At 29.9% G+C, this 12442-nt stretch carries 11 protein-coding genes; 6 read left to right on the plus strand and 5 right to left on the minus strand.

Annotation, left to right across the window (positions count from 1 at the left end):
• Window positions 1–636: 636 nt before the first annotated feature.
• Window positions 637–1071, plus strand: a complete 435-nt coding sequence (locus tag B3578_RS11400) for a JAB domain-containing protein (RefSeq protein WP_291048818.1) — start codon at window positions 637–639, stop codon at window positions 1069–1071.
• A 178-nt stretch (window positions 1072–1249) separates the two neighbouring features.
• On the opposite strand, the gene B3578_RS11405 is transcribed toward B3578_RS11400, so the two are convergent.
• The gene (locus tag B3578_RS11405; protein ID WP_038336266.1) at window positions 1250–2089 is read right to left on the minus strand and encodes an HAEPLYID family protein; all 840 of its coding nucleotides are present in this window, start codon (window positions 2087–2089) and stop codon (window positions 1250–1252) included.
• 186 nt (window positions 2090–2275) lie between these two features.
• On the opposite strand from B3578_RS11405, the gene B3578_RS11410 reads away from it, so the two are divergent.
• Complete coding sequence (locus B3578_RS11410) at window positions 2276–2971, plus strand: hypothetical protein (protein WP_219034502.1); 696 nt, start codon at window positions 2276–2278, stop codon at window positions 2969–2971.
• 52 nt (window positions 2972–3023) lie between these two features.
• Here the strand turns inward: B3578_RS11410 and B3578_RS11415 are convergent, their stop codons facing one another.
• The 4 genes from B3578_RS11415 to B3578_RS11430 form a co-directional block, all read right to left on the minus strand.
• The gene (locus tag B3578_RS11415; protein ID WP_291048822.1) at window positions 3024–5411 is read right to left on the minus strand and encodes a GumC family protein; all 2388 of its coding nucleotides are present in this window, start codon (window positions 5409–5411) and stop codon (window positions 3024–3026) included.
• Window positions 5412–5413: 2 nt separating this feature from the next.
• Window positions 5414–6175: a polysaccharide biosynthesis/export family protein gene (locus tag B3578_RS11420; protein ID WP_125348880.1), complete on the minus strand. Its 762-nt coding sequence runs from the start codon at window positions 6173–6175 to the stop codon at window positions 5414–5416.
• On the minus strand, window positions 6165–8105 hold the full coding sequence (locus tag B3578_RS11425) for a polysaccharide biosynthesis protein (RefSeq protein WP_286494991.1): 1941 nt from the start codon (window positions 8103–8105) through the stop codon (window positions 6165–6167). Before B3578_RS11425 ends, B3578_RS11420 begins: the two co-directional genes overlap by 11 nt.
• A 106-nt stretch (window positions 8106–8211) precedes the next feature.
• Complete coding sequence (locus tag B3578_RS11430) at window positions 8212–9474, minus strand: OmpA family protein (RefSeq protein WP_286494989.1); 1263 nt, start codon at window positions 9472–9474, stop codon at window positions 8212–8214.
• A 222-nt stretch (window positions 9475–9696) separates the two neighbouring features.
• On the opposite strand from B3578_RS11430, the gene B3578_RS11435 reads away from it, so the two are divergent.
• The 4 genes from B3578_RS11435 (at window position 9697) to B3578_RS11450 (ending at window position 12394) form a co-directional block, all read left to right on the plus strand.
• Window positions 9697–10632, plus strand: coding sequence for a ribose-phosphate pyrophosphokinase (locus B3578_RS11435; RefSeq protein WP_038336277.1), 936 nt, complete (start codon window positions 9697–9699; stop codon window positions 10630–10632).
• Window positions 10633–10677: 45 nt separating this feature from the next.
• The gene (locus tag B3578_RS11440; RefSeq protein WP_038336278.1) at window positions 10678–11262 is read left to right on the plus strand and encodes a 50S ribosomal protein L25/general stress protein Ctc; all 585 of its coding nucleotides are present in this window, start codon (window positions 10678–10680) and stop codon (window positions 11260–11262) included.
• A gap of 139 nt (window positions 11263–11401) precedes the next feature.
• Window positions 11402–11836: an RrF2 family transcriptional regulator gene (locus tag B3578_RS11445; RefSeq protein WP_286494986.1), complete on the plus strand. Its 435-nt coding sequence runs from the start codon at window positions 11402–11404 to the stop codon at window positions 11834–11836.
• Between the two features lie 60 nt (window positions 11837–11896).
• Complete coding sequence (locus tag B3578_RS11450) at window positions 11897–12394, plus strand: hemerythrin domain-containing protein (RefSeq protein ID WP_221854727.1); 498 nt, start codon at window positions 11897–11899, stop codon at window positions 12392–12394.
• The last annotated feature ends 48 nt before the right edge of the window (window positions 12395–12442 follow it).

Here is a 12442-nt window from a genome sequence, read left to right on the forward strand (position 1 = left end):
TTAACAAGGGGAAGATTACACATGATGCTTTTTGATATTCTTTAATATTTTTATTTATAGATTTGAGAGCTTTGGGGTAACTAAATTCTCCTGATTCAATATTTCCTACATTATATTTAGCACCTATTTTATCAATTATGTCTATTCTATTCACGTTGTTTTTATATTTATTTAGCCGTAAAATTACATTTTAACTTCCAATATAGCTAGTTATTTCATGGAGTTACGGTTTACATTGTTAAATATTGCAATATAAACATTCTAAATTATTAGAAAGCTTTGATGATTTCAAATAATGAAAAATTAAGGATATTGTTTAATTACATTAATTGATATTTTAAAAGAAAGTAATTTAGAATTTCTCACTCTACAATTACAAACCTTACAATTCCTACAAAAAATTTTTTATAAAATTTTCGAACACGTAAACTACCCTCGAATAACCCCCACCTATTTTTGGAAGATTTGGAATCCCCCTCACCACTTTTTAATAGAATGGTTTTTTCTGGTGGATTTATTCATCCTCCTGTGATTCTAAATTAATGTTTAACAAACGTAGAGGTAAACAAACTTGCTTGTTTTTTATACTAAATCATCAACAAAATTTATCTCTACTCTAAAATCTTATAGCCAAAAATGAAGGTGTCAGAAATTAAAATCTCATATATGAATGAAGTAGATGAGAAAATCAAAGTAATGGGAAGTAGTGAAGTTTATCAAGTTCTTAAAGCGAATTGGGATTTGGATACAATTGAACTTCAAGAAGAGTTCAAAATATTATTACTAAATCAAGGGAATCAAGTTTTAGGAATTAAAAGCATGTTTAAGGGCGGAATAAACACTTGTAGCATTGATGTAAGGTTAATTATGGGAATGGTATTAAAAGCTAACGCATCTGCTCTTGTAATAACTCATAACCATCCAAGTGGAAACTTAAATGCGAGTGAATCGGATAAACGAATAACTTCTAAAATCAAAGAGTGTTGCGAGTTATTTGATATTCGATTGTTAGACCATATTATTATGGCTAAAAATTCTTACCTTAGTTTTGCAGACGAAGGAATTCTTTGATTTAAATAAAATATACGAGTAGGGTTGAAAATGATAATTAGTGGAAATCATCCCCGATTTCATCCCCTTTAGAAGGTTTTTAGAGCTAAGAGATTGATATTTAATACATATCCTGAATCCCGCCAGCTCCACAAATCTCCTTTAAAAAGTTTTAAAGGAGGTTTTTTTATTAAGAAAACTAAGGTTCCCAAATAATACGTGTCATCACATCAAGGTTGGTTCCTGTATGTTTGGTGATAGAAACTCCAGTAACCAAACCAATCATTAAATTGTGTTGAATAGCCAATCTAATTTGAGGTCTTAAAGTATAATGAAATCCATCGCGGTCAATATCCATATTATTTTCAAGTCCAATAAAGTTTTTCGAATTTGGTAAAACATACATCATACTTGCATTTATAGTTGCTCCAACATCTACTTTTTGCTCTTTATAATGATGTTCAAAAATAGGACCTGTATAGATTAACGTGTTGAAATTTTTAAAATTCTTTGCTCCAATAAAAACAGGATTCATTTTCATACCCGTAAATACAGAACCTTGATGTCCTAATTCTTTAAAATTATTAAACTCAAATTCATGAACATAAGCTACAGCCAAAGACATTTTTTGTTTTTCATTTACTAAAAAAGTATATTGAGTTGCTAATTTTAAACCTTCAATTTTATTGTTCGGAACATAAATAGAGCCATCGTTATTATCGCTTTTGTGATTAAAAGAAAAAGGTACTTCAACCTCCAATCCCAAACGATCTGCAACAGCCCATTCATACTCAATAAAACCATTATATTCATTATATCCTTTTTTTGAGGTCACTCCAAATCCTACATTTATCTCAGCTTCTCCTTTTCGTGCGCCCAAATCACGCATCAAATCTGTATAGAGAGGTTCTGCATGTTCAACTTTAGGTTTTAATGTTTTTTGTTGAGGTTGAATGGTGATAATTGAATCATTTTTCGTCTGAGCTATCGTAGTAATTGTTAAGAAAGTGCTTGTAATTATTGTTAAGAAAAATTTCATTTGTTTATTATTTTGAGACAAAGGACAAAGAAGATTTAGGAAGAAATTAGGAATTGAAGTTTTACCCCTTTAAAAATCTAACCTATTAAATTTTGAAGTTTTTTGATACTTATCATTTTAAGAATAATAAAAACTATCTTATCTTAGTCGATGAATTAACACCACATTTAAGACAATCAAACAATTATGAGTTCCTACGAATATTATAACTTTCCGATACAGTTGATAAACGGTTTTTTAGATGATTCTAAAAAAGTTTTGATTGATATTTCACATTATTGTATTTATAGAGTTTTTATAGATAATTTCGAGAAATATTCGGGTTCTTTTACAGGTTATCAGAAGGCTTGTGATGATTTTGGAATCGAATTTAAAAATGTTGCAGCAGCTTATCAAAATGGTAAAGATTTGTATGAAGCAACAATAGATAAAAGTCCGATGGTTGGAATGACTTCTGAAATGTATTGGGATTATATGACCAATGAAAAATCTGAATTTGAAAAGGTTTTACTGCTTGGGGATCTTGCTTTTAAAAGCATTTTAGGTGCAAAATCATATATAAAATTGGATAATAAATATTGGTTTAGCCGAATGAATGGTTCTGTAAAATCAATTGCGAAAGAAGAAATTTCTCCAAAACTTCAACGTTATTTGAACGAATATCAAACCAAAAAGATTAAGAATCAATTAATTGCTGGTTGGGGATTAGCTTCATATTCAAGATATAATCGCGGATTTTATGTGAGTTATAAAATGACATTAGATGATTTGGCTTATCATGCAGAAAAGATTAGAAAATCTACACAAGATAAAAAGATCAAAAATGATGTAAAATCAGCTCACGAAAAAGCATTAGAGAGATTGGAGAAGGAAGGTCAATAGTGTATATATTTTATAGAACAAAAAACCTGAAGATTAACTTCAGGTTTTTATTTTATTTACGTTTAAAAAGGTTTTTAAAAAATCCACCTTTATTATGGTTTTCTCCATAACCATAACCATAGCCATAACCATAGCCATAACCTTTTGTAAAGTCAACATCATTAATAACCATAGCCATATTCTTAAGTCTATTTTCTCTATATAAATCTCTTGGAATTGCTAGCATACGTTTATCTAAGTAGTTGGCACGAACTACGTACATTGTAATATCTGCATCGTCTGAAATTAATAGTGTATCAGTTACTAAACTTACAGGAGCTGTATCAACTATTACATAATCATAATGTTCCTTTCCATATTTAATAATATCATCAAATCGTCCATTCATTAATAATTCGGATGGATTAGGTGCTATTTGACCTGAATAAATAACATCGAATTTATAATGTTCAGGTTTTTTTATGATAATATCATCAATATTAACATCATTAGAAATTAAATATTCAGTTACACCATATTTATGTATATATTGATCAGAAATACCTAAATAATCTAATACTTTTGGACTTCGAATATCAGCTCCGATTAACAATACTGATTTTCCAGACATTGTTAAAATCTGAGTTAAGTTAGTTGATATAAATGATTTTCCTTCTCCACTAGTTGTAGATGTAATATAAATACATTGAGGATCTGTTGAGTTCTTTAATAAGAAATTTACATTTGTTCTTAAGATTCGGAAAGCTTCAGCAGCACTTGAGTTATCATTATTTTCTAATATAGAAATATTACTTTTCGGTACTTGTCCTGCGATAGGTGCTCCTACGGCATTTTCTACATCTTCTTTTGAATTAACTGTATTATTTAATAATTTGTATATATAAATTATTATAAAAGGTATTATAAGACCTACAATAAGCGCTCCTAAAAATATAATACTTTTTTTAGGGGAAACAGGTTCTTTTATACCATAAGCATAATCAATTACTTTAATATTTTCTGGTGTTGCAGCAGCTTTTATTTCATTTTCTTCTCTTTTCTGAAGTAAGAATAAATATAAAGCCTCTACAATTTGTTGTTGGCGAGATATATCTCTAAAACCACGCTCTTGACTAGGTACTTTTTTAATTTTTCCAGCAATTTGATTTTGCTTTCCTTGTATTGTATTTAAAATAGTTTGTGTGTTATTTCTATATAATTTTAAACTATTCTTCAGGTTTCTTTTTACATCATTTATTTGCTCTTGTAATTTAATAACATTTGGATGTTCATTTGTTACAGATTTTAACATATCTTCTTTAGCTAGGACTAGTTCGTTGTATGAAGATATTTCTGATGAAATAGATTTATCTTCTAAACCAATATTTGAAGGAAGTAAATCTGTACGAGACGTATTAAGAGCTCCATTCATATATTCAACTAATTGTAGTTGTGTAGAAGCATCTAATAATTTCTTTTCATTATCAGCAGCACTCTCTAAAAAAATATTTGCTTCAGAGGTAACATCTGTAATATTATTACTTTGTTTATATTGTTCTAATTGTTTGTCAACACCATCTAAATCGCCACTAACAATAGCTAACCTTGAATCAATAAACTTAGATGTAGCTTCAGTTAATTTATGGTTATCGCCTACAATATCTTTGTTGTAATTAATAATTAAATCATTAATTACTTTTTTAGAAATCTCAGGAACAGGACCTACTAATGAGAAGTTAATAATTTTAGAGCTTTTTTCACTGTTAGGATCTATATCAAGTTTCTTTTGATAATTATCTACAGTCTTATCAATAGAATTTAAAACAATCAGATATTCATTATCAATTGATTTAGCTAAGTTTTTATTAGGACTGATAACAAAACTTCCAATCTTATCATTTATTTTTTGTCCAAAAGAATATTCCTTTTCTGTAGAAGTTGTTTTGTTTGTTAAAATAAATTTTGTTGTAGATTTTATTTGAACAATAAATTTAGCTTCTAAATCTTCATTGGTTTTATCAGCTTCGTTTAGAAAAATAATTTTAATAGGAGATTTCTCTTGAGTTAATTCAACTTCAGCTACACGACCTTTACTAAAATATTGAATATTTAAATTATTTTCTTCTACAACCTTAGTAATTAGTCGTTTTGATTTTAAAACATCAATTTGATCACCAACTTCAGCATTTGTTGAAGATCCCCCTCCAAGCATAGCTTGATCCATTAAACCAGCTAATTCACCTGTTGCAGATTCTTTCTCATTTAATAATATTTTAGCTGAAACTTGATATTGTTTCTGAGTATATTTAACATATAAAAAGGCTAAGGTTAAAGAAATAATAACTCCAAATACAAACCATTTCCAGTAATAAAGATATTGTTCTAAAATTTGCCTGATATTAATCGTTTCTTCAGACTCATCGAAGTATTGGTCTTCTAGGTTATTTTTATTTGTACTCATTTTTATTTAGAAATAACAGCAATTACAGATATTATAACACCAGCAACAGATATCCATAATGAATAGTTTGGTGTAAATTTAGATGATGAAATTTTAGCATTATTTGGTTCTACATAAATAACATCATTTTGGGCTAAATAATAAACAGGAGAGTTTAGTATTTCTTTGGATGTTAAATCGACGTTATATGTTTGTTTTTGTCCATTTTGTTCACGAATAACCATAATATTATTTCTAACACCATTAATAGTTAAATCACCAGCCATACCTAAAGCATCAAGTATACTTACTCTTTCGCTTGGAATTGTAAAATTACCAGGTTTAGCAACTTCTCCTAAAACGCTAATTCTAAAATTTGTAAAATTAATATTTACCCCAGGATTAACGATATATTTTGAGATTTTTGCTTTTAATTCATTTTCAGCTTCTGTTCTAGTTAATCCACCTACTTTCACATTACCAATTAACGGATAGTTGATATAACCATTTTCATCAACAGTATAAACCTTCGCATAAGGATTATTTTGCACCCCAGAATTTACTTGATAAACACTTTGTTGATTAAAAGGTTCTGTAGCTTTTATATCAGCAGCACTTACACTGATTGCTAGCATATCAGAAGATTGAATTTTAGGAATATATTCTTCGTATTTCGTAGTAGATTGTTGATCTCCTTGAAAGTAGACTAATTCTTTTTTTGATGCACAAGAAGAAATAGTGAGTATAACTATTACAATTAAAAGATTAAAAATTTTATTTTTCATAAATTAAGTTATCAAGTTTTTCAAATTCTGAGTTTTGAGATTTAAATTCTGGTACAATCTCTTTTATTTTAGCCACTAAATGCATGACTTGCTCATGTTTTTCTATGGTTGAAGACATTAAGCATAGTTCTTCAATTAGTTTTTTATTGTCTTGACATTTGTTTGTATTAACTTTTGCTATCATTATTTTTTCATGATGGGTCTTTACTGTATTTTCATCATTAGCCAATAACTCTTCATAGATTTTTTCACCTGGACGCAAACCTACAATTTTTATATCAATTTCTTCAGGATATTTAAAGCCACTTAATCTAATCATCCTTTTAGCAAGATCAATAATTTTCATTGATTCGCCCATGTCGAATACAAAAATCTCACCACCTTTTCCCATAATAGCCGCTTCTAATACTAATTGGCAGGCCTCTGGAATAGTCATGAAAAAACGTGTAATATCGGGATGTGTTACTGTCAAAGGACCTCCGTTTTCTAATTGACGTTTGAATAAAGGTATTACAGAACCATTAGATCCTAAGACATTGCCAAATCGAGTAACAATATAATTTGTTTTAGATTTTTCATTTGTACAATTTACATAAATTTCTGCCACACGTTTGGTTGCTCCCATCACGTTAGTCGGATTAACCGCTTTATCTGTTGAAACCATAACAAATTTTTCGGCACCAAATTCATTCGCTAAATCAGCAATAATTTTTGTTCCATAAATATTTGTATTAATTGCTTCATATGGAAATCTTTCCATTAAAGGAACATGTTTATATGCAGCTGCATGAAAAATAATTTGCGGATGATATTTATCAAAAAGGCTTAACATTCGTTTTCGATCTCTTACACTCGAAACGATATAATCTATTCTATTTTGTTTTTCTTCAGAAATTTCATTTTTTAAAGACTGTTGAACATCATATAGAGCCGATTCTGCCTGATCAATCAAAATTAGTTGAGCAAAATCCATCATAGCAAGTTGCCTTGAAATTTCACTTCCTATAGAACCTGCAGCACCAGTAACAAGTATTACCTTACCTTGTACATTTTCATTAATAATAGGGTTTTTCAACTTAATTGATTCACGACCTAATAAATCTTCAATTTTTAATTGTTTGATTTGAGCAGGCTTGTATGTACCATCAATCCAATTAGAAATAGGTGGAATTATTTTTATGTTTACATTCAAATCTTCTAATGATTTGGATAGATTTAATAATTGATTCGTTTTAATATTTTGAATAGAAATAATAATTTCTGAAATATCATTTCGTTCAATGAATTTATTATCAATATCATTTATAGAATAAATTTTAACACCATCTATAAATGTTCCAATTTTAGAAGGTTTATCATCAATAAAACCTACAACTTTATAATTAAACTGAGTATCATTTTGTAAAATATCTCGAGTAATTAATCCTGAATCTCCTGCACCGTAAATTAATATTTTTTGTTGTTCCTTATTTTTTGAGAAAAAATAATTATAAATCCATTTATAATATAATCTGGCAATAACCATTATTACTGTTGAAATAAATAAATGGACAAAGATAACAGAGTAAGACATTCTGAAAACATATGAAACAGGAGTGTTCTCCGAAAGATTAGATTCAATGAATTGTCTATAGATAAAAGAGATGAAGAAAAGAATCAGAAAAGCCGTAGTATTAGATACAAATACATTTTCAGCATCTTTTAACCCCGTTTTTTTTACAATTCCCTTATATGTTTTGAAGTATAGGAAACATAGAGTATATGCTGCTACAACAAATGGTAATTTAAATAATAATTTTTCTAAACTAAAAGAATTTAGAAAACTATTAAGTATAAAATTGGTTATTACATAGCTAAAGAAAACAATAAGTATGTCTAGCACTAATACTACCCATCTAGGAGCATTAAAGTGTTGGTTAAAAGGATTCAATATTTTAGTAATTTAAGTGGTGGTAAAGATAATAAAAAAATCAGGAATAGAGACTCCAAAAAATGGAAAAATCTATCCCTGATTAATATCTTAAATTAAGAGAGAATTATTTTACTCTGAAAACAACTCTTCTTGCTAATTGATGAGATGAAACTTGAGAGTTTTTGAACTCTTTATCTTCCCCTTCACCAACAGTAGTTAATTGAGAAGCATTAGCTCCTTGACTAACTAAAATAGCTTTAACATTTTCTGCTCTTCTACGAGATAAGTCTTTATTGAAAGCATCTCCTCCTACTGGATCAGCAAAACCTAAAATGTCAATTTGAGCATTTGGTTTAGCTTTTAAGTACTCAGATACAAATTTGATACCTCCAACAGATTGTTGGTATGGTTTGTCAGAGTTGTAATCGAAGTATACGTTGATAATACCTGAATTAATCATTTGCTCTAAGAAATCAGCATCGTTAATGACAGTTGTGTTTCCTCCTGCATTTTGTTTGATATATTCTTCAATATTATCTGGAATTCCGTTTCCGTTGTGGTCGATAGTAACACCTTTTGTGTCAACTACTGCACCTGGAGCTGAATCTGGTTCTTGATCTAAGTAATCAGCAACACCATCACCATCAGTATCTTTTAACATTTGTTCGATGTTAGAAATACGATCTTCTAAGTCAGAACGAGTTGGTTCGTAAACCCAGTCAGCATGTTTTTCGTTTTTACCTAAGTAAAATGTTAAACCTAAAGTAGCATTCCAAATTTCACCTCCAAATCCTGAACCTGATGTGTTAGCTGTGCCATCAAATGTTACATTTTGACGAATATTTCTTACGTAAGATACATCTCCTGTTAAAACAACACGATCAGTTAATCTTAATTGTGGTGTTAAACCAACCATAACATTTACCATGTTATCATTGTCGTCGAAAACTTTACCATCAGCACCTTTTGTCGCATCATTATTCATCCAAGAGTAACCTGCACCACCATGAGCTAATAATCCAATTCTATTTGTCCATGTTTCAAAATTCATGATTCGTCCTAAGTTCGCAACCCCTTGTAAATCTACACGGTAATAATTAGAACGGAAACGAGCTACATCTTCGCCTTCTTTGATACGATCATATCCACCATCTAATTTTAAACCAAATTTTGGATTGAACATATAACGTACACCAAAATCAGCATGGAAAAAACTTGGTGTTTCTGAATAATAACCTGGAGCGAATGCTTTTCTTGCTTTTACCGCACCTCCATTGGCCTCGATAGACCATTTGTTGTAATCGTTGTTAATTGTTTCAGTAGTTTCTTGCGCGTGAGCAAAAATTCCTAATCCAATTACACTTAATAGGTATGAAATCTTTTTCATGAGGATATATTTAATTGCAAATTTATATAAATACTTAAAAACGAATCAATCAAAAACTGTTAAAAAACACTATAACTAACGAAAGTCATGATTATGTCTTTATGATTATTTTAACTTGTTTAAAAAATATTCAATAATTGTGCCGAAATTAATTTTTGATTTTCTTATATCATTTTTAAATCATTTAAATTATTTTTGCATAAATATTTCCCAAAACAAACAATGGAACAATCAGCATTTCTTTTTTCGACCAGAGGATCATTAGAATTAGCACAAAAAATTGCCGATCAATATGGTCAAGAACTTGGTAAATCTAAAATTGTAGAATTTAGCGACGGAGAATTTGTACCCGCTTTTGAACAGCCAATTCGCGGAGCTCGCGTTTTCTTAATTGGTTCTACAATGCAACCAACAGACAATTTAATGGAATTACTTTTAATGTGTGATGCAGCAAAACGCGCATCTGCTAAAAGTATTACAGTTGTTATTCCTTATTTTGGTTTTGCTCGTCAAGATCGTAAGGATGCTCCACGTGTGCCAATTGGAGCAAAATTAGTTGCAAAAATGTTAATGACAGCTGGAGCAACTCGTGTAATGACTATGGATTTACACGCTGATCAAATTCAAGGATTTTTTGAAGTTCCTGTTGATCATTTATTTGCTTCAACAATTTTTGTTGAATACATTAAAGGTTTAGGCTTAGATAATATTTGTATTGCTTCTCCAGACATGGGAGGTGCTAAACGTGCAAATACATATGCTAAATACCTTAATGCAGATATCGTAATTTGTCACAAAGAACGTAAAGTTGCAAACCAAGTTGATAGCATGATGTTAATCGGTGAGGTTGAAGGTAAAAATGTTATTTTAGTGGATGACATGATTGATACAGCGGGTACACTTGCAAAGGCGGCTGAATTGATTATGGAAAAAGGAGCAAAATCTGTTCGTGCGATTGCAACGCATGGAGTTTTATCTGGACCAGCTTATGAGCGTCTTGATAACTCTCTATTAACGGAAATTGCTATAACTGATAGTATTCCATTAAAAAATACTTCCGTATCTAAAATAAAAGTATTATCTTGCGCTCCGCTTTTTGCTGATGTTATGCATCTAGTACATAGCAACAAATCTATTAGTCAACGTTTTGTTATCTAGTGGTTTAACTAAATATTAAATTATTTTTATTATATACATATTATTATGAAGTCAATTACAATTCAAGGTGTAAAAAGAGAAGACTTAGGTAAAGTGGCTACACGTAACCTACGTAATGCTGAACAAGTACCTTGTGTGGTTTACGGTTCTGGAGAGCCTATCCACTTTTCAGCTGATGAAAAAGCATTCAAATCATTAGTTTACACTCCAGATGCTCATACAGCAACTATCGAGTTAGCTGATGGAGCTAAAATTCAAGCAATTTTACAAGACATCCAATTTCACCCAGTAACGGATAAAATCTTACACGTAGATTTTTACCAATTAAACGAGGACAAACCAGTAACTATGGAAGTTCCAGTTCGTTTAGTAGGACGTGCTCGTGGTTTAGTAGCTGGTGGGGTTTTACGTTTCAATATGCGTAAATTAAAAGTTCGTGCTATTCCAGCAAACTTACCAGACGAAATCGAAATCGATATCACTCCAATGAGAATTGGTCACAAAATGTATGTAGAAACATTGAAAAATGATAACTACACATTCGCTCATCCAGATAACGCAGTAGTAGTAGCTATTCGTACTTCTCGTAACGCAGTTAAGGATGCTGATCAAGACGAAGACGAAGATTAAGAAATTTTCTTTTCAGATAATATTAAACCACTCATTTTTGAGTGGTTTTTTTATTTTTAAAAATTTAATAAGATAAATTTGTCCGATTTAAAATTAGTTGTATATTTGCTTCATAATTTATAATGAATAAAAGAAATTAATGTTTTCTAAAGCGTGCGAATATGGAATTAAGGCTTGTGTGTTTATTGCACAAGAATCTGTAGAAGGAAAGAGAGTCAATTTAAAACAAATTGCAAATTCTATTAATTCTCCAGAAGCTTACACAGCCAAAATTCTTCAACAATTAGTTAAAGCAAATGTGATTTCATCTGTCAAAGGAAAAATGGGAGGTTTCCAAATGGATGCAGCGCATTTAGAAGATATCAAATTAGTGAATATCATCAAAGCGATTGACGGAGATGGTCTTTATCATAGTTGCATTTTAGGTTTAGTAGAATGCGATACTAACAAACCTTGTGCTTTACATAGCCGTGTTTTTGCAATTCGTAATGATTTGCGAGGTATGCTAGAAAAGACATCGATGTTTAATTTGATTGATGATCTAGAGAAAGGAATTGCTTTTCTTAAGCATTAAAAAAATTTGATTAAAAATAAGATAAAAATATCCGATTATCCGAATTGAAAAATTATAACAATGAACCTATTAATAGAACTTCCTCAAACAACTGCTTCTCAGATGAGTTATACTGTAACAGTAAATCTAAATGAAGCGTGCGAAAGGCATCATAAAACATTATTTTTTTGTTGGAATATTCGTGCTGGAATAGATAAAGGAGTCGATATTCAACGAATTGTTGATTATGTAAATTGGTATGGGGAAAAAGTATTATTCAAAAAATTTGAGATAGAAGAAAATTACTTGTTTTCGCTTTTAGATGAAGATCATTACTTGGTAAAAAGAGCATTGAAAGAACATAGACGTTTGAGACGCTTGTTCAAAATAGATGCAAAAAATCCGATGAAAAGTTTGATTTATATCGAAGAAGAATTGGATTTGCACATCAGATTTGAGGAGAAACAAATGTTTCCTGAATTTGAGAAAAATGCAACACAAAAAAAGTTAAAAGTAATTAAAGAACAATTTAATTCACTTTTAACTAACACAGATTGGAAAGATCAATTTTGGTTATAGGATCTTTCATAACCATAAATTTTTACTTATAATTTTTTAGATGATTTT

It is taken from the genome of Empedobacter sp. UBA1574, from assembly GCF_002322895.1.
Lineage (GTDB): Bacteria > Bacteroidota > Bacteroidia > Flavobacteriales > Weeksellaceae > Empedobacter > Empedobacter falsenii_B.

What these genes read in the sequence shown, in the direction of transcription:
- B3578_RS11400 (WP_291048818.1), top strand. Translation starts at nt 637, where the DNA reads ATGAAGGTGTCAGAAATTAAAATCTCATATATGAATGAAGTAGATGAG.
- B3578_RS11405 (WP_038336266.1), bottom strand. Translation starts at nt 2,089, where the DNA reads ATGAAATTTTTCTTAACAATAATTACAAGCACTTTCTTAACAATTACT.
- B3578_RS11410 (WP_219034502.1), top strand. Translation starts at nt 2,276, where the DNA reads ATGAGTTCCTACGAATATTATAACTTTCCGATACAGTTGATAAACGGT.
- B3578_RS11415 (WP_291048822.1), bottom strand. Translation starts at nt 5,411, where the DNA reads ATGAGTACAAATAAAAATAACCTAGAAGACCAATACTTCGATGAGTCT.
- B3578_RS11420 (WP_125348880.1), bottom strand. Translation starts at nt 6,175, where the DNA reads ATGAAAAATAAAATTTTTAATCTTTTAATTGTAATAGTTATACTCACT.
- B3578_RS11430 (WP_286494989.1), bottom strand. Translation starts at nt 9,474, where the DNA reads ATGAAAAAGATTTCATACCTATTAAGTGTAATTGGATTAGGAATTTTT.
- B3578_RS11435 (WP_038336277.1), top strand. Translation starts at nt 9,697, where the DNA reads ATGGAACAATCAGCATTTCTTTTTTCGACCAGAGGATCATTAGAATTA.
- B3578_RS11440 (WP_038336278.1), top strand. Translation starts at nt 10,678, where the DNA reads ATGAAGTCAATTACAATTCAAGGTGTAAAAAGAGAAGACTTAGGTAAA.
- B3578_RS11445 (WP_286494986.1), top strand. Translation starts at nt 11,402, where the DNA reads ATGTTTTCTAAAGCGTGCGAATATGGAATTAAGGCTTGTGTGTTTATT.
- B3578_RS11450 (WP_221854727.1), top strand. Translation starts at nt 11,897, where the DNA reads ATGAACCTATTAATAGAACTTCCTCAAACAACTGCTTCTCAGATGAGT.